The following is a 17,686-nucleotide window of genomic DNA, read 5'->3' on the forward strand; positions in this document are numbered from 1 at the left end:
AACATCCATGAGCATCGTCCGACGGGGTAGTTGCATTGCGGCCTCGCTGCTGTCCGTGACAGTAGGCGTAGCTGCACAGGAAATCCCGCAACATATGATCATTCCGGGTAATGATCAGCAGTCCAGACAGCAGGAAGAGGCGCGCGAGCGTGAACGGGTGGTCTCCGCGCCGGGGGTGCGATCGGACGTGGTGGCGAGCGGTGGGTATCCCACGCTACCGTCGGAAACGCCCTGCTTTCGGATCGAGCGTTTTGCGCTCGACGTACCCGATGCGCTACCCACGGCCCTGAAATCGCAAGGCGCGTCGGCATTGCCGATGGATCGCTTCGCCTTCGCGCGTGAATGGCTTGAGCACTATGCTGGCCAGTGCATCGGAAAACAGGGCCTCGACATCCTCGTCAAGGGTCTGTCGCAAGCGATCCTAGCGCGCGGGTACGTCACGACGCGTGTGCTACTTCCTGAACAGGATCTGTCGACCGGTATCCTCAAGTTTTCGCTGATCCCGGGTGTGGTCCGCCACGTGCGCTTCGCCGACGAGAAACTGCGCGGCACGTGGAAGACCGCATTTCCAACGGGCGACGGCGAACTGCTGAACCTGCGCGATCTCGAACAGGGCCTTGAGCAAATGAAACGCGTGTCGAGCCAGGACGTTTCGATGCAAGTCGTTCCGGGCGAGCTGCCCGGCGAAAGCGATGTCGTACTCGACGTGAAGCGAGGCAAACCGTGGACCGTCGTCGCGTCCGTCGACAACTCCGGCACGCGTGCGACTGGCAAGCTGCAAGGCAATCTGTCGCTCGGCATCGACAATCCGCTCGGCCTGAACGACATTTTCAACGTCGGCGTGAGCCAGGATCTGGAATTTGGTGACAAGCGCCTCGGCTCGCACGGCTGGAACGGCTTCTATTCGATCCCGTGGGGCTACTGGACGGCCACGCTGTCCGCTTACACGAACACGTACTACCAGCAGATTGCTGGCGTGAATCAGACATTCGTCGCGAGCGGCAATTCAAAGACGGTCGATTTCAAACTGGCCCGCGTGCTGTCGCGTAGTCAGAACGATGTGTTCGGCGCCTACGCTCGCCTGTCGCGCCGTTTTGGACAAAACTTTATCGAAGACACCGAGATCTCGCAGCAGCGCCGCAATAACACGATGATCGAACTCGGCCTGACTGATCGTCACTACTTCGGCGGCGCGCAGTTCGACGGCTCACTTGCATATCGTCAAGGTGTCGGTGGATTGGGCGCCCAGGACGATACGTTGGCGGCGGGTGGCGGGCCGACCTATCGCTTCAAGATGGCGGTGCTCGATGCGAACTTGTCGGTGCCGTTTGCCATCGGTAAGCAGCCATTCCGCTATGTCGGCACATTCCACGGCCAGTACACCGGAAACACGCTTTACTACATCGACGACTTGACGATTGGCAGTCGCTATACAGTGCGCGGTTTCGATGGCGAGACGATGCTCGCCGCAGCACGCGGCTTCTACTGGCGCAACGAATTGCAGGCGCCGATCGGGCAGACGGGGCAGGCAGTGTATGCGGGACTCGACTATGGTCGCGTATGGGGTCCGCAGCCTGTCGTCCTTGTCGGGACGCAGTTGGCTGGCGCAGTGATCGGCATAAAGGGCAGCGTGGGTACGCGATTCGGAGCCTTTGCGTACGATCTCTTCGCGGGTACGCCTGTCTACAAGCCGTCGGGTTTTCCGACTGCGCGAGTGACGCTCGGTTTTCAGGTGACCGCTCAGTTCTGAAGACAATGAGCCAAGGTACTTCTCCGACACGTACACGTCGCAAGCCCGATGTTGCATATGCCCCCGTCTGGTCGAGGTTGCCGCTGAACGGGGGCTCACGCTTCTGACGCTCGAATGGCGTGGGATGAAGTCCTACTATGAATTCCGCTGCGAATCGGGCCATGACTTCACTCGCGTGGGCACGGTCGCGATGCGAGGCACGATAACCTGCCTCCAATGCGAACAAGTGCGCGTGCCGCACCGCTTTCAGGAACTGCTGAGTGAACGCGGACTTGTTTGTCATGAGGGAACGGGGATGCGGTCAAAATTCAATCGGCGCGGACATCGTGTATCTGACGGCGGTGGTGGATTGGGCGACACGCAAGATCCTCGCACACCGAGTGACCATCACGCTCGAAGCAATGCACGCTGTCGAGGCGCTCGAGGAAGCGTTCACGCGCTACGGGCAGCCCGCAATCGTGAACACGGACCAGGGCAGCCAGTTCACCGCGAACGCGTTCACCGAGGCCGTGCTGGGCCGGAACGTCCGGCTGTCGATGGACGGCAAGGGAAGCTGGCGCGACAACGTGTTCGTCGAGCGGGTATGGCGCAGCATCAAGGACGAAGAGGTCTACCTGAAAGCGTACGAGTCGGTCGGTCATGCCCGGCGTTCCATCGGCGAGTACATTGAGCTGTACAACCGAAAACGGCCTCATTCGAGCTTGGCGGATCAAACGCCGGATGAGGCATACTTCGCGACGCTGCCTGCGATCAAAGTGGCAGTATGACTGCCTCGGACGTTCCACTTAAAAATCTCAGAATACGGTCCGAACGAGCGCGGCCACGTCTATCCCCGATAAATGCCGCGATCGTGCTGATTGCCTTCGCCGATTGACGATGGGTGGAAGCGCCGATCGTCACAGCTCCTTTTCGCTCACGGATTGCGGTTCCATGATGATTCCGATAATTATTCTCGGATTCCGAAAAACCCGAGCGGTGGCTTCGGTGGGTGCGCGCTCCTCGAGGGCATTTCTCACGGAAGCGGTAACCGCTTCCGTCAGCTGACCCAAGTCGACTTTCGGAACGGGGGTCTTGGAGGTCGGTTTTTCATTGTCCATTTTGCAACTCCTGAGGTGAGCTGTTAGGGGTGTTTAAGGGTATCGACAGATCTTTAATGCGATCGGGATAGGTAAATGGCTCGGTGACGATCTGCGGACATCTCATGCAAGCGTGCATTCCTTCTTGAAACCACCATCGACACGATTTCCGCACGGAGCAGTGCGGCAATTTGTTCACTACTTCGGGTAAGGCTTTGACTATTCTGCTGGCTAAGGAACATTTTTCATCGAGGTAATGCTGACATCTCTCCGTTTGGCAGGGCGAGGCAAGTCGCACAATTTCAGTCGCGGGAACTGAATCCGGAACGAGATGAGCAATCTGCTCCAGTGGAACGGCCTGTTTTAATGGTGCGATGCGCTGCTCTTTTTCAACGACGAGTACGACACCGATAACCCGGCTGCCAGGGCCGGGCTGGGAGCTGGGGCAGTCAAGTGAGGTGTCCATCGGAGTATTGGCGTGCGATTGATGATGATGTGGAAATGCCAAGAGCGTGCCGGTGATGTTTTTTTAAAGGTGCTTGCGTAAGAGGTTCTGGTGATTAAATTTTAAATTAATTAAAACTGGGCGAATGTCATCCAACCCCAAGGCGCGCATGGGCGGAATGGATGAGTGGTCAAATGTCGATGCGATCAATCTTCCGTAACCTTCAGTGGAAAATATTCAATTGATCACCCATCGTCGTTGAGAAGAGTCGATTGATCGGGGTTGTCTCGGAATCATGATAGTTCCCGAGATCCGTTAGCATAGCTACCAATTATGGTGGCTATGCCGAATGAAGATCATGCATGTCGGCATGGTCAGTGATGCGATGGGGTTTTCTACAGGGCGACGGGGCGAACAGGCAATGCGCCGCGCTCATCGCCGGCGGCCATGGATGTGGGCCCAGGTGAAACCGGGCAATAAACGATGCGAGGCGTTGCGAAAATCTTGAGGGCTGATTCGGAGATGACGCTGGAGCGGTGACGCGCGCTTGTCCATGCGTTTACCGTTCGTTCATCCGATGAACCGGAGGCCAACCACCGCCTCAACCCCGCCGACCCATCTGCCCGCGCACCCCGACCTCCTGCGACAGCATCCCGAGCGTGATGCTGCCGAACCGTTCGAGCAGGGCGGCTTCGGCCTCCTGCATCGTCGCCGTCAGCCTGGCATTGACGGCCTGTTCGACGAGACAGTCGGGATGATCCCCCGTCAGCAGTTCGGAGAAGAGCGCGGGCTCGCCGACCGCCCGGTAGATGTCGAGCAGCGTCAGCGTGTTCAGGTCCCGCGTCAGTTGCCATCCGCCGCCGTGGCCTTTCGCCGATTCCACGTACCCCTGGTCGCGCAGCCCGCCCAGCATGCGTCGTACGACGACGGGATTCGTGCCGAGCATGGCCGCGATCGTCTCCGACGTCATCGGCCCCTCCTGCTGGTCCATGTGGAGCAGCACGTGCAGCGTCCGCGACAAACGGCTATCCACTCTCATTCATTGCTCCCGATTCGATCGACATCGCCTGACGGCACTCATGAAACTTTTGATGTTGCGTGAAAGTGTAACATGTCGATATCATGTAACTTTAAGAGTTTCTTGAAGTGGCGAACGAGACAGGAGAAACGGAATGGATACGAACTACGACGTGATCGTCGTCGGCGGGAGTTTCGCGGGTTTGTCGGCCGCGATGCAGCTTGCCCGCGCGCGGCGTCGCGTGCTGATTGTCGATGCGGGTTTGCCGCGCAACCGGTTCGCCGCGCACGCGCACGGCTTCTTCGGTCAGGACGGCAGGGCGCCGGCGGAGATCGTCCGGGAGGCGAGGGCGCAAGTGGCGGCCTATCCGACGGTCCGCATGATCGAAGGTGAAGTCGTGGCGGCGGCGCGCGGCGCGAACGGATTCGCCGTGACGCTCGCCGACGGCGCGACGGCCGGCGCGGCCCGCCTGATCCTGGCGAGCGGCGTGCGGGACGAGCTTCCTGCGCTCCCGGGCTTGCGCGAGCGCTGGGGCGGGACGGTGCTGCATTGTCCGTACTGCCATGGATATGAGGTGCGCGACCGGCCGCTGGGCGTGCTGGCCGCTCACGCGATGTCGATCCATCAGGCGATGCTGTTGCCGGACTGGGGGCCGACGACGTACTTCACGCAGGGCAGCATCGAGCCGGATGCGGCGCAGCGGGAGGAACTGAAGCGCCGCAACGTGCGCATCGAGCGCTCGCCGGTGGTCGAATTGCTGGGCGAGGCGCCGGCGTTGCGAGCCGTCCGGCTCGCGGACGGCCGCGCGATCGAGATCGCCGCGCTGTTCGTCGCGCCCCGAACCGTGCTCACGCATTCGCTTGCCGAGATGCTGGGCTGTGCGATCGAGGCCGGCCCGAGCGGCGACGTCATCCGTGTCGACGAATGGAAGCAGACGACCGTCGACGGCGTCTACGCGGCGGGCGACGCCGCCACGCTGTTCACGAACGCGACGTTCGCATCCGCGGCCGGCGTGGCGGCGGGCGTGATGGCCCATCGCTCGCTGGTGATGGGGCCCGGCGCCTAGCGCGCCGATCGCGCCGGTTCGGGACCGCGCACCGGGCGGGATGAACCGGGGATCTCAATGCCCCGGCGTTTCGATTGCTTCCCGGTCGACGGGGTCGGCGCGCGCCGCTGCCCGCGGATGCCGTGCCGCCTTCGCTGCACCGCCGCATGGCAAATGTGCTCACGCCGAGTGAGCGCGTTGGACATCGACGGCCCGCCGCTCATCCCCTAGACTTTCAGGAGCCGCCGCGCGTCACCCGCGCGGCGGCGTCGCGACGCGCGGGCAGTGAGTCCGCGCGCATCGCAGCGTGCCGGCCGGCCACCGACGGCGGGCGCGCCCAACAGAGTGAGACACAATCGAGCGTGGAGACGAGACGATGAGCCTGTCAGAGCCATTGCGTCTGCATGTGCCGGAGCCGACCGGGCGCCCGGGCTGCAGCACGGATTTTTCCTATTTGCATCTGTCGCCGGCCGGCGCGGTTCGCCGCCCGCCCATCGACGTCGCGGCGGCCGACACCGCCGACCTCGCACGCAGCCTGGTACGCGTGCTCGACGACCGCGGTCACGCGCTCGGCCCCTGGGCGCCGGACCTCGACGACACCCGGCTGATCGCCGGGATGCGCGCGATGCTCAAGACCCGCATCTTCGACGCGCGGATGCTGATCGCGCAGCGCCAGAAGAAGATCTCCTTCTACATGTTGAGCCTCGGCGAAGAGGCGATCGGCGCCGCGCACGCGATGGCGCTTCAGCGCGACGACATGTGCTTCCCGACCTACCGCCAGCAGAGCATCCTGATCGCGCGCGATGTGTCGCTCGAACAGATGATGTGCCAATTGATGTCGAACGAGCGCGACCCGCTGAAAGGCCGACAGCTGCCCGTGATGTATTCGGATCGCGACGCGGGCTTCTTCTCGATCTCCGGCAATCTCGCGACGCAGTTCATCCAGGCGGTCGGCTGGGCGATGGCATCCGCGATCAAGGGCGATACGCGGATCGCATCCGCGTGGATCGGCGACGGCGCGACCGCCGAGGCCGATTTCCATACGGCGCTCACGTTCGCGCACGTGTATCGCGCGCCCGTGGTGCTCAATGTCGTCAACAACCAGTGGGCGATCTCGACGTTCCAGGCGATCGCGGGCGGCGAGGGCACGACCTTCGCGGGGCGCGGCGTCGGCTGCGGGATCGCGTCGCTGCGCGTCGACGGCAACGACTTCCTCGCGGTGTATGCGGCGTCGCGCTGGGCAGCGGAGCGCGCGCGGCGCAATCTCGGCCCGACGCTGATCGAATGGGTCACCTATCGCGCGGGTCCGCATTCGAGCTCCGACGACCCGACGAAATACCGGCCCGGCGACGACTGGAGCCATTTCCCGCTCGGCGATCCCGTCGCCCGCTTCAAGCGTCACCTGATCGCGAAGGGCATCTGGTCCGATCGCGCGCACGACGATCTCACGGCGGAACTGGAGGCCGAAGTCCTGGCCGCGCAGAAGGAAGCGGAACGGTACGGCACGCTGGTCGACGAGCGGATTCCGAGCCCCGCGACGATCTTCGACGACGTGTACAAGGAGATGCCGGACCATCTGCGCCGGCAGCGCCAGGAACTGGGAGCGTGACCATGACGGAACGAAACGGAACGGCATCGGACACGCAGCCGATGACGATGATTCAGGCATTGCGCTCCGCGATGGACGTGATGCTCGCGCGCGACAACGACGTCGTCGTGTTCGGCCAGGACGTCGGCTATTTCGGCGGCGTGTTCCGCTGCACCGAGGGGCTGCAGGTGAAGTACGGCAAGTCGCGCGTGTTCGACACGCCGATCTCGGAGGGCGGGATCGTCGGCGCGGCGGTCGGGATGGGCGCGTACGGGCTGCGGCCCGTCTGCGAGATCCAGTTCGCCGATTACTTCTACCCGGCGTCCGACCAGATCGTGTCGGAAGGCGCGCGGCTGCGCTACCGGTCGGCCGGGCAGTTCATCGCGCCGCTGACGATCCGGATGCCGTGCGGCGGCGGGATCTACGGCGGACAGACCCACAGTCAGAGTCCGGAGGCGATGTTCACGCAGGTGTGCGGGCTGCGCACCGTGATGCCGTCGAATCCGTACGACGCCAAGGGGCTGCTGATCGCGGCGATCGAGAACGACGATCCCGTCATCTTCCTGGAGCCGAAGCGGCTCTACAACGGGCCGTTCGACGGCCACTACGAGCGGCCGGTGACGTCGTGGCTCAAGCACCCGTCGAGCGCGGTGCCCGAGGGGTACTACACGGTGCCGCTCGACAGCGCGGCGGTCGTGCGGCCGGGCGCCGACGTGACGGTACTGACCTACGGCACGACGGTACACGTCGCGCTCGCGGCGGCCGACGAGACCGGCATCGATGCCGAGGTGATCGATCTGCGCACGCTGTGGCCGCTCGATCTCGACACGGTGATCGCCTCCGTGCGCAAGACCGGCCGCTGCGTGGTCGTGCACGAGGCCACCCGCACCTGCGGCTACGGCGCGGAACTCGTGTCGCTCGTGCAGGAGCACTGTTTCTACCATCTGGAGGCGCCCGTCGAACGGACCACCGGCTGGGACACCCCCTATCCGCATGCGCAGGAATGGGCGTATTTTCCCGGTCCCGCACGGGTCGGCGATGCGCTGCGGCGCGTGATGGAGGCATGACATGGGCGTGCATGTGATCAAGATGCCGGACATCGGCGAAGGGATTGCCGAGGTCGAACTCGTGGCCTGGCACGTGGAAGTCGGCCAGACGATCAAGGAGGATCAGCCGCTCGCGGACGTGATGACCGACAAGGCGTCGGTCGAGATTCCGTCGCCGGTCTCGGGCAAGGTGCTCGCGCTCGGCGGCCGGCTCGGCGAAGTGATGGCGGTGGGCAGCGAGCTGATCCGGCTGGAAGTCGACGGCGAAGGCAACCTGAAGCCGGGCGCGGCGGGTGTGGCGGCCGCGCGAAAGGAGCCGCCGGCCGTTGTGCCGCATGTCGCCGGTCCCGTGCCGGCCGCCGTTGCGCCGCGCGCGCCCGAACCGGCGCCCGTTGCCGTCGCGCGCCGCGAACCGTCGTCCGCGCGCCCGGTGCGCGCCGCCGGCGAGCGGCCGCTCGCGTCGCCCGCGGTGCGCAAGCGCGCGTGGGATCTCGGCATCGAGCTGCGCTACGTGCACGGCACGGGCGACGCGGGGCGGATCGAGCATGCGGATCTCGACGCGTACGCGAACGGCCAGCCGGGCGCGGCGGCGGGCGTGCAGTCTGGGTCCGGCTATGCGGCGCGCACCGACGAGACCGCGGTGCCGGTGATCGGCCTGCGCCGTTCGATCGCACGCAAGATGCAGGAAGCGAAGCGGCGCATTCCGCATTTCAGCTACGTCGAGGAAATCGACGTGACCGAACTCGAAGCGCTGCGCGCGGCGCTCAACCGCCGGCATGGCGAGGCGCGCGGCAAGCTGACGCTGCTGCCGCTCCTGATCCGCGCGATGGTGATCGCGCTGCGCGATTTCCCGCAGATCAATGCGCGTTTTGACGACGAAGCCGGGGTGGTGACCCGCTACGGTGCGGTACATGTCGGCGTGGCGACCCAGACCGAAGCGGGGCTCACCGTCCCGGTGCTGCGCCACGCGGAGGCGCGCGACGTCTGGGCGATCGCGGCCGAGATCGGCCGGCTCGCGGAGGCGGTGCGCTCGAACCGCGCGCAGCGCGACGAGCTGACCGGCTCGACGATCACGATCTCGAGTCTCGGCGCGCTCGGCGGCATCGTGTCGACGCCGGTGATCAATCATCCGGAGGTCGGCATCGTCGGCGTGAACCGGATCGTCGAGCGGCCCGCCATCGTCGCCGGCGCGCTCGCGACGCGCAAGCTGATGAATCTGTCGTCGTCGTTCGACCATCGCGTCGTCGACGGGATGGATGCGGCCGAATTCATTCAGGCGGTTCGCGGGCTGCTCGAACAGCCCGCGCTGTTGTTTACGGAGTAAGCATGAGTCAAATGGAGCAAACGACGCTGCTCGTGATCGGCGGCGGCCCGGGCGGCTATGTCGCGGCGATCCGTGCCGGGCAGCGCGGCATTCCGACCGTGCTGGTCGAGCGCGAGCGGCTCGGCGGGACGTGTCTCAACATCGGCTGCATTCCGTCGAAGGCGCTGATTCACGTCGCCGACGCGTTCGATGAAGCGCGCGGGCACGCGAACGGTTCGCCGCTCGGCATCCGTGCCGGCGCGCCGACGCTCGACCTTGCGCAGAGCGTCGCGTGGAAGGACGGCATCGTCGAGCGCCTGACGCGCGGCGTCGGCGCGCTGCTGAAGAAGCACGGCGTGCGGGTCGTGCACGGCGACGCGCGCGTGGTCGACGGCAAGACGGTGGACGTGTTCGCCGACGGCGCGCAGCAGGCGTCGACGCGGATCCGCTGCGAGCACCTGCTGCTCGCGGCCGGCTCCGAGCCGGTCGAACTGCCGTCGATGCCGTTCGGCGGACCGGTGGTGTCGTCGACCGGCGCGCTGTCGCCGCGTACGCTGCCGCAGCGGCTCGTGGTGGTCGGCGCGGGCTACATCGGTCTCGAACTCGGCACCGTCTACCGCAAGCTGGGTGTCGAGGTCGACGTGGTGGAGGCCGCGGAGCGGATCCTGCCCGCGTACGACGCCGAACTGGTGAAGCCGGTGGCCGACGCGCTCGCCCGGCTCGGGGTGCGGACCTGGCTCGGCCATACGGTACTCGGGCTCGACGCGGAAGGGGCCGCGGTGCGCATTCGAGCGGCCGACGGCGCCGAGCGGACGCTGCCGGCGGACCGGGTGCTCGTCGCGGTCGGCCGCCGTCCGCGTCTCGACGGCTGGGGGCTCGAAAATTTGCCGCTGGAGCGGGACGGCCGCGCGCTGAAGGTCGACGACCGGTGCCGCACGTCGATGCGCGACGTGTGGGCCATCGGCGACCTGGTGGGCGAACCGATGCTCGCGCATCGCGCGATGGCGCAGGGCGAAATGGTCGCGGAGCTGATTGCCGGCCGGCGCCGGCAGTTCGTCCCCGCCGCGATCCCGGCGGTGTGCTTCACCGATCCGGAGATCGTGACGGCCGGCTGGTCGCCGGCGGAGGCCGAGGCGGCGGGCGCCGACTGCATCAGCGCGTCGTTTCCATTCGCGGCGAACGGCCGCGCGATGACGCTCGATGCGACGGACGGCTTCGTGCGCGTCGTCGCGCGGCGCGACACGCACGTGGTGGTCGGCTGGCAGGCGGTCGGGCGCGGCGTGTCGGAACTGGCGGCCGCGTTCTCGCAATCGCTGGAGATGGGCGTGCGGCTCGAGGACATCGGCGGCACGATCCATGCGCATCCGACGCTCGGCGAAGCCGTGCAGGAAGCCGCGCTGCGCGCGCTCGGGCACGCGCTGCACATCTGAGAGGGGTTGAGGAGGGGGAAGCGTGCCGGCCGCCGCCGGATTGGCGGGCGGCGGCTGGGTGGGGCGGCGCGCTCCCGCACTGCTACCCATCCACGCCCCCGGCTCAAACCAGATGCGGAATCGGCACATCCGTCTCGACGTCGGCGTCGTAATCGACGCCCGCGATCTCGAAACCGAACAACCGCAGGAATTCGTGCTTGTAGCCGGCGAAATCCGTCAGTTCGTGGAGCGTGTCGTCCGTCACCTGGCGCCATAGCGCCTGGACCTGCGCCTGCACGTCCGGGTCGAGTTCCTTGTAGTCGGCGCGCAGGCGGCCTTCCGCGTCCAGATGCGGCGCATCCCCGTACAGGCTCTCCGCGAACAGGCCGTGCACCTGCTCGATACAGCCTTCGTGCGTGCCGCGCGCCTTCATCACCTTGAACAACAGCGACAGATAGAGCGGCATCATCGGGATCGCGGAACTGGCCTGCGTGACGACCGCCTTCAGTACCGCGACCCGCGCGTCGCCGCCGCGCGCGGCGAGTTTGCCGCGCATGTCGAGCACCTTGCGGTCGAGATCCTGCTTGGCCGCGCCGATCGAACCGTTCCAGTAGATGTCGTGCGTGATCTTCTCGCCGAGGTAGGTGAACGCCGTGGTCCGCGCACCGTCGGCGAGCACGCCGGCGTCGAGCAGCGCGTCGATCCACATCTGCCAGTCCTCGCCGCCCATTACCGCGACGGTGCTGTCGATCTCCTGCTGCGTCGCGGGTTCCAGCAGCGTGTCCTTGAGCGTTTCGCGATCGGTGTCGAGGCCGCGCAGGCTGACCGCACGGCCGACCGGCTTGAGCGTCGACGAGAAGGTCTCGCCGGTCTTCGGGTGGGTGCGGCGGGGGGCGGCGAGACTGTAGACGACCAGGTCGACCTCGCCGAGGTCGCGCCGGATCGTGTCGATGGTTTTCTGCTTGATCTCGTCGGAGAACGCGTCGCCGTTGAGGCTGGCCGCGTACAGGCCGGCCGCGTCCGCCTGTCGCTCGAACGCCGCCGTGTTGTACCAGCCGGGCGTGCCTGTCTTGCCGTCGGCGCCGGGCCGCTCGAAGAACACGCCGAGCGTCGCCGCGCCGCTGCCGAACGCCGCGCTGATTCGCGCGGCAAGGCCGTACCCCGTCGATGCGCCGATCACCAGCACCTTCTTCGGACCGTTGACGAGCGGCGCGCGGGCGCGAACGTAATCGATCTGTTCGTTGACGTTCGCCGCGCATCCGGCGGGGTGCGTGGTCACGCAGATGAAGCCGCGCACGCGCGGTTTGATGATCATGAAAGCCTCGCAGAAGAGAGGCCCGCCAGACCGCCGGCGGGCAAAACTGCGAGCATTCTAATGGAGGCGCCGACCGCCCGACCTTGCGGCGGCTCGCGCCGGACGCGGTTCGCCGCCGCCGTGCTTCAACCGAACGCGTCGCGCGTTTCGTCGGCCAGATCCTGGACCAGCGCGGCGGCGGGAATCCGCGCGGCGCGTCGTCCGCTCATGCCCGCGGCCTGTCCCGCCCACAGCGAGATGAAATCGGGCCGGTTGGCCGCGCCGGCCGCCTTCCTGATCTCCAGCGTCAACGCGTTCTGTACCGGATAGGCGGGCACGTCCTGCTCGTGCGCGGCCATGTGCCGCATGTAGTCGTTGACGATGCCGCGCGCGGGGCGCCCGGTGAAGGCGCGGGTGGTGCGCGTCGAGGTGTCGGCCGCGCCTCGGATCTGCGCCTGCCATGCCGGGTGGATGGGCGATTCGGCGCTGGTCAGGAACGCGGTGCCGAGTTGCGCGGCCTGCGCGCCGAGCGTCAGCGCGGCGGCGATGCCGCGTCCGTCCATGATGCCGCCCGCCGCGATCACCGGCCGCGATACGGCATCGACGATCTGCGGGACCAGCGCGAGCGTGCCGATCATGCTCGCGTCGGGATGACCGAGGAAGGTGCCGCGATGGCCGCCGGCCTCGGCGCCCTGCGCGCAGATGACGTCGGCGCCGTTCGCCTCCCACGCGAGCGCTTCCGCGACGTTGGTCGCCGTGCCGACCACGAGGCTGCCCGCCCGGTGCAGGCGTTCGATCGACGGCGCATCGAGCAGGCCGAACGTGAAGCTCGCGACCGGAACCTCGAGCTCGATCAATGCGTCGAGTTGTTGGCGGAAATCCTCGCAATAGCGTTCGAGCGGCCGGCCCGGTTCGAGCCCGAGCGCTGCGCGGACCGGCTGCAGCCGGTCGAGCGCGCGGCGGATCTCGTCGTCGCTCGGCGCGGGCGTGTCGAGTACGAACAGGTTGACGTTGAACGGCTTCGACGTGCCGGCGCGAATCGCGGCGACTTGCGCGCGGATCGCATCGGGGCCGAGCGCGGCCGCGGCGAGCGAGCCGAGTGCGCCGGCGTTGGCGACTGCGATCACCATGTCGGGCGGCGAGCCGCCGTTCATCGGACCCTGCACGATGGGCAGTTCGATGCCGAGTTGCCGGGTCAAGGGCGTGGAGAGCGGGCGGGGCATGGGAGCGGATCCTTTGCGGGGTGAGCGGTGACGGACGGCGGAATGCCGGGCGGGTGGCGAATCGCCGGCGATCGGCGCCGCGATGACGCGATGCGGATGCCGGGTCCGGCAACGGTATCGCCTGCGCGGGTTCAGGCAGCGTCGCCTGGCATCTTTCGGACACGGCGCGCAGTCGACACGATACACGTCGCCGACGAAACATGTGGTTGATATGAATTTTATGAACCGTCCGCCTCCTGCACCGAGAGCGGGGCGGCGGCGGGCGAGCCGGCTATCCGGCGCGCGCGCCGGCCTCCCATGCAAAAAAGGGCGGCCAAGGCCGCCCTGCGAAATCCTGCTCGGTATTGTCGTGTTGCCCGGTGTGCGCTTATTGACCCGTCGACAGGTTGAGCGCGTTGGTCAAGTCGCCCATCGGCTTGCCGCCGTTGGCGACGAGTGCGTCGTCGCGCTGCTTGAGGCCGGCGAGGCGCGGCAGCGAGAAGCGGCGCGTGATGAAGCGCAGGATCGACGCGGTGTCGTACGGCGTGTGATCGACGAAGCCCGTTTTCGAGAACGGCGAGACGATGAGCGCCGGAATCCGCGTGCCGGGGCCCCAGCGGTCGCCCTTCGGCGGCGCGACGTGGTCCCAGAACCCGCCGTTTTCGTCATAGGTCACGACGACCACCATGTTCTTCCACTGCGGGCTCTTCTGCAGATGCGAGATCAGGTCGGCGATGTGCTGGTCGCCCGACGCGACGTCGGTGTAGCCGGCATGCTCGTTCAGGTTGCCCTGCGGCTTGTAGAACGCGACCTGCGGCAAGGTGCCCGCGTCGATTGCCTTGATGAACTCGGCACCGTTGACGCCGCCGTCGAGCAGATGCTGCCCGCGGCTCGCCGAACCCGGCGCCTGATTGGCGTAGTAGTTGAACGGCTGGTGGTGCGGCTGGAAGTTCGGCGCCGTCATGTTCGGACCGTAGATCACGCCCGACGTGCCGCTTTGCGCCGCCTGCAGCGCCTGGTTCCACGCGCCGCCGTACCACGCCCAGCTGACGTTCGCGCCGGTCAGCAGGTCGCCGATGTTCTGTTGCGTCTGCGGCGGCATGGTCGTCGCGGCGGCCGGATCGGCGAGCGTCGCGTCGCCGCTCGCGGGCGCCTTGTTGCCGCTCGGCTGATACGGCGGCTGCATCGTGTTGATCGCGTAGAAGTCGGGCGTGAGGTTGCCGGAGTTCACGTACTTCGGCGGGCCGCTTTGCGCCGACGCGGGCGAATTGGTTGCTGTCTTGAGCGATACGCCGTCGGCGTTCAGCACCGCGATCGAACCGGCCGCCGGGCTCTTGTCGGCATTCGCGTAGAACGGCGCGCACGCGCAGATCAGGTACTGGTGATTCAGGAACGAGCCGCCGAAGGCGCCCATGAAGAAGTTGTCCGCGAGCGTGTACTGCTGCGCGATTTTCCACAGCGGCAGCTTCGACGCGTCGGTCAGGTAGCGGCCCATCACGAGGCCGCCCGAATCGGCCCACGCGGCGAACATGTTGTTCTTGCCGCCGTTGATCTGCATCTGGTTCTCGTAGAACCGATGGTAGAGATCGCGCGTCGTGACGTTCATCGCCGTGTTGAAGCCTTTCGGATCGTCGATCGCGAACGGCGCGTTCGGCAGGTTCGCCGTCATCGCTTCCGTCACCGCGGGCGTGACGCCCGTCGCGGTCAGGCCGTTCCAGATCTTCGGCAGCGTCGCGAGCGGCGCGCCGTTGCGGTCGAGCTGCTGCGCGTTCGCCGCCGTGACGTTCTGCATCCCGTTCGCGCCGGGGAAGTTGCCGTAGAGGTTGTCGAAGCTGCGGTTTTCGGCGTAGATCACCACGACATTCTTCACCGCCGCCAGGCCCGGTGACGCAATGTCATCCCCGCCGCATGCGCTCAGGCCGATAGCCGCGGCCAACGCGATAGGCGTGACGCGGATCCAAGTCTTGTTCATTCGTTTTCTCTCTTGTCGCACGATGTACTGGTACTGAGGGACCGGCGCGCGCATGCGGTTGAACGCATTCCGAACGCTATTTGAACGTCATCTGACAGCCGGCTGCGCGAATTATGTAAGGACCGTTTGACAGCGGAATGTAGTGGAGCTTTCGAATAGCTATCAGTCATGCCGTCATGGAAATGACATGCGCCTGACATACGCTCGCGCCTCTCTCCATTCAATCTCGCCGAACCGATGATGCGCAGCCTTCTGCCGCCGTACCCGACCTGGACCCGAACGACATGGGGCGCGCTGAGCCTGCTCGCGGCGCTGACGACTGCGGCCGGGCTGGCTGGCTGCGATTCGCACGGGCCTGCCGCGACGGCCGTCGCCCCGGCCGCTGCGGCCGCGAGCGCGCCCGCCGTCGCGAACGGCCAGCCGCAAACGCGGGCGCAGGTGTACGAGGGCGTGAAGCGGATGACGGCGCTCGGCAAGGCGATGTTCTTCGACCCGTCGCTGTCGGGCTCCGGTAAGTTAGCTTGCGTTTCGTGTCACAGCCCGGATCACGGGTTCGGGCCGCCCAATGCGCTGTCCGTGCAGCTCGGCGGCGACGACATGCATCAGCAGGGCTTTCGCGCGGCGCCGACGCTCAAGTACCTGCAGTCGGTGCCCGCGTTCAGCGAGCACTATCACGACTCCGACGACGAAGGCGACGAGAGCGTCGATAACGGCCCGACGGGCGGTCTCACGTGGGACGGCCGCGTCGACAGCGGCGCGGAGCAGGCGCGCATTCCGCTCACGTCGTCGTTCGAGATGAACAGCACGCCGGCGAAGGTCGCGCGCGCGGTGCGGGCCGCGCCCTACGCGGATGAATTCCGCGCGGCGTTCGGCGCGCACGTCTTCGACGACGACGACGCGACGTTCAAGGCGGTACTGCAGGCGTTCGGCACGTTCGAGCAGACCCCCGAGGTGTTCTACCCGTACACCAGCAAATACGATGCGTACCTCGCGGGCCGCGCCCGACTGACGCCCGCCGAACTGCGCGGCCTGCAACTGTTCAACGACGAGAAGAAGGGCAACTGCGCGAGCTGTCACCTGAGCCAGCGGGCGCTCGACGGCACGCCGCCGCAGTTCAGCGATTTCGGGCTGATCGCGATCGGCGTGCCGCGCAATCGCGCGCTGGCGGTCAATCGCGATCCGAAGTTCTACGATCTCGGCGCGTGCGGACCCGAACGGAAGGACCTGAAGGGCCGCGACGAATTCTGCGGGCTGTTCCGCACACCGACGCTGCGCAACGTCGCGCTGCGCAAGACCTTCTTCCACAACGGCATCTATCACACGCTGGAAGAAGTGATGCATTTCTATGTGGAGCGCGACACGAACCCGGAGAAGTTCTATCCGGTGAAGCACGGCGTCGTGCAGAAGTTCGACGATCTGCCGAAGCAGTACTGGGGCAACCTCAACGCCGAAGCGCCGTTCGATCGCAAGCGCGGCGAGCCCCCCGCGCTGAACGAAGCGGAAATCAAGGATGTGATCGCCTTCTTGCAGACGCTCACCGACGGTTATCAGCCCGCCGCGCCCGCTCCGGCGCGTTGAGCGGGGCGGCGTGCTATGCTCGAACGCTATCGCCCGCGCGGTGTGCCGCGCGGAAGTCCGATCGCTTTCAAGGAGAACAGACGATGTCGATGCGAGCTTCCTTTCCCGTCCTGACGCGCGTGCTGGCCGGCGCCGCGCTGGTTGCCGGCGCGTGCGCCGCGCATGCGCAGAACAACCTCGGCTTCCTGAACGACACGCCGCTCAGCTATATGAGCAAGGCCGATACGGCGTCGCTGACGAAGGCCGTGCAGAAGGTGCGCGACGAAGGCAAGGACGGCGAAACCGTCGACTGGCAGAACGACGGGCACGCTACGCCGATCGCCGCGAAGCTCACGCCGACCAGCTCCGACGACAACGGACGCGCGTGCCGCGAGATCGTCGTCGAGCTCACCGCGAAAGGGCAGTCGATGACGCTCAAGCCGGTGTTCTGCAAGTCGGCGTCCGGCAAGTGGGCGCTGCAGAAGCGCTGATGCCGGGCGCGTGATGCGCAGCCGTGGGCCGCGCACGATCTCGTGCGGGGTCGTGATTCTGGATGGGGACGGTCGGGTGCTGCTGGCGCATGCGACCGAAACGACCCATTGGGATATCCCGAAAGGCCAGGGCGAGCCCGGCGAAACGGCGCAGCAGGCGGCGTTGCGCGAACTGGTCGAGGAGACCGGCATCACGCTCGCGCCCGACCGGCTGACCGATCTCGGGGTGTTCCTGTACCGCCCCGACAAGGATCTTCATCTGTTCGCCGCGCGCGCGGCCGAAGCCGAGTGGGACCTGTCGCGTTGCATCTGCACGTCGATGTTCCCGCGCCGCACCGACGGCACGATGATTCCCGAGATGGACGACTACCGCTGGACGGCGCCCGCCGAGGTCGACCAGTACGCGAGCCGGAGTCTCGCGCGGCTGTTTCGCACGACGCTGCCGCTGGCCGATCTGCATCGGTCTTTGCCTGCGTGAGTGCGGCGCGCG

The 17,686-nt window shown here is 66.3% G+C and carries 15 protein-coding genes and 1 pseudogene; 10 read left to right on the forward strand and 6 right to left on the reverse strand.

The features are described from left to right. Positions 1–7: 7 nt before the first annotated feature. Positions 8–1,750 carry a ShlB/FhaC/HecB family hemolysin secretion/activation protein gene (locus RZR99_RS16480; RefSeq protein ID WP_323120838.1) on the forward strand — a complete coding sequence of 581 codons (1,743 nt, stop codon included), beginning with the start codon at positions 8–10 and terminating at the stop codon, positions 1,748–1,750. Positions 1,751–2,076: 326 nt separating this feature from the next. Then, positions 2,077–2,517 (forward strand): annotated as a pseudogene (locus tag RZR99_RS16485) (transposase); the annotation flags it as partial. 129 nt (positions 2,518–2,646) lie between these two features. On the opposite strand, the gene RZR99_RS16490 reads toward RZR99_RS16485, so the two are convergent. The 3 genes from RZR99_RS16490 to RZR99_RS16500 form a co-directional block, all read right to left on the reverse strand. Then, positions 2,647–2,847 (reverse strand): hypothetical protein, encoded by a 201-nt coding sequence (locus tag RZR99_RS16490; RefSeq protein WP_323120840.1) that lies wholly within the window; start codon positions 2,845–2,847, stop codon positions 2,647–2,649. Next, positions 2,837–3,292 (reverse strand): hypothetical protein, encoded by a 456-nt coding sequence (locus RZR99_RS16495; RefSeq protein ID WP_323120841.1) that lies wholly within the window; start codon positions 3,290–3,292, stop codon positions 2,837–2,839. Before RZR99_RS16495 ends, RZR99_RS16490 begins: the two co-directional genes overlap by 11 nt. Before the next feature lie 580 nt (positions 3,293–3,872). Beyond that, a complete protein-coding gene (locus RZR99_RS16500; RefSeq protein WP_323120842.1) occupies positions 3,873–4,310 on the reverse strand; it encodes an Rrf2 family transcriptional regulator in 438 nt (145 codons plus the stop codon). A gap of 133 nt (positions 4,311–4,443) precedes the next feature. Here RZR99_RS16500 and RZR99_RS16505 point away from each other — a divergent pair, with 133 nt between their 5' ends. The 5 genes from RZR99_RS16505 to lpdA all read left to right on the forward strand — a co-directional run bounded on the left by RZR99_RS16505 (position 4,444) and on the right by lpdA (position 10,701). Continuing rightward, positions 4,444–5,355 carry an NAD(P)/FAD-dependent oxidoreductase gene (locus RZR99_RS16505; RefSeq protein WP_323120843.1) on the forward strand — a complete coding sequence of 304 codons (912 nt, stop codon included), beginning with the start codon at positions 4,444–4,446 and terminating at the stop codon, positions 5,353–5,355. A gap of 355 nt (positions 5,356–5,710) precedes the next feature. Then, a complete protein-coding gene (locus tag RZR99_RS16510) occupies positions 5,711–6,943 on the forward strand; it encodes a 3-methyl-2-oxobutanoate dehydrogenase (2-methylpropanoyl-transferring) subunit alpha (protein WP_323120844.1) in 1,233 nt (410 codons plus the stop codon). A 2-nt stretch (positions 6,944–6,945) separates the two neighbouring features. Continuing rightward, the gene (locus RZR99_RS16515; protein WP_323120845.1) at positions 6,946–7,989 is read left to right on the forward strand and encodes an alpha-ketoacid dehydrogenase subunit beta; all 1,044 of its coding nucleotides are present in this window, start codon (positions 6,946–6,948) and stop codon (positions 7,987–7,989) included. Position 7,990: 1 nt separating this feature from the next. Then, a complete protein-coding gene (locus tag RZR99_RS16520) occupies positions 7,991–9,292 on the forward strand; it encodes a dihydrolipoamide acetyltransferase family protein (RefSeq protein WP_323120846.1) in 1,302 nt (433 codons plus the stop codon). A gap of 2 nt (positions 9,293–9,294) precedes the next feature. Further along, complete coding sequence (gene lpdA / locus RZR99_RS16525) at positions 9,295–10,701, forward strand: dihydrolipoyl dehydrogenase (protein WP_323120847.1); 1,407 nt, start codon at positions 9,295–9,297, stop codon at positions 10,699–10,701. Positions 10,702–10,804: 103 nt separating this feature from the next. On the opposite strand, the gene fabV is transcribed toward lpdA, so the two are convergent. The 3 genes from fabV to RZR99_RS16540 all read right to left on the reverse strand — a co-directional run bounded on the left by fabV (position 10,805) and on the right by RZR99_RS16540 (position 15,148). After that, positions 10,805–11,995, reverse strand: coding sequence for an enoyl-ACP reductase FabV (fabV, locus tag RZR99_RS16530; protein WP_323120848.1), 1,191 nt, complete (start codon positions 11,993–11,995; stop codon positions 10,805–10,807). A 125-nt stretch (positions 11,996–12,120) separates the two neighbouring features. After that, entirely contained in the window at positions 12,121–13,197 is a 1,077-nt protein-coding gene (locus tag RZR99_RS16535) for an NAD(P)H-dependent flavin oxidoreductase (RefSeq protein WP_323120849.1), read from the reverse strand. Between the two features lie 367 nt (positions 13,198–13,564). Then, entirely contained in the window at positions 13,565–15,148 is a 1,584-nt protein-coding gene (locus RZR99_RS16540) for an acid phosphatase (RefSeq protein ID WP_323120850.1), read from the reverse strand. A 237-nt stretch (positions 15,149–15,385) separates the two neighbouring features. On the opposite strand from RZR99_RS16540, the gene RZR99_RS16545 reads away from it, so the two are divergent. From RZR99_RS16545 to RZR99_RS16555, 3 genes are all read left to right on the forward strand, one after another. After that, complete coding sequence (locus RZR99_RS16545; RefSeq protein ID WP_323120851.1) at positions 15,386–16,726, forward strand: cytochrome-c peroxidase; 1,341 nt, start codon at positions 15,386–15,388, stop codon at positions 16,724–16,726. An 83-nt stretch (positions 16,727–16,809) separates the two neighbouring features. Then, positions 16,810–17,196, forward strand: a complete 387-nt coding sequence (locus RZR99_RS16550) for a hypothetical protein (protein ID WP_323120852.1) — start codon at positions 16,810–16,812, stop codon at positions 17,194–17,196. A 13-nt stretch (positions 17,197–17,209) separates the two neighbouring features. Continuing rightward, positions 17,210–17,674 carry an NUDIX hydrolase gene (locus tag RZR99_RS16555; protein WP_323120941.1) on the forward strand — a complete coding sequence of 155 codons (465 nt, stop codon included), beginning with the start codon at positions 17,210–17,212 and terminating at the stop codon, positions 17,672–17,674. Positions 17,675–17,686: the final 12 nt, after the last annotated feature.

It is taken from the genome of Burkholderia alba, assembly GCF_034721475.1.
GTDB classification, from domain to species: domain Bacteria; phylum Pseudomonadota; class Gammaproteobacteria; order Burkholderiales; family Burkholderiaceae; genus Burkholderia; species Burkholderia alba.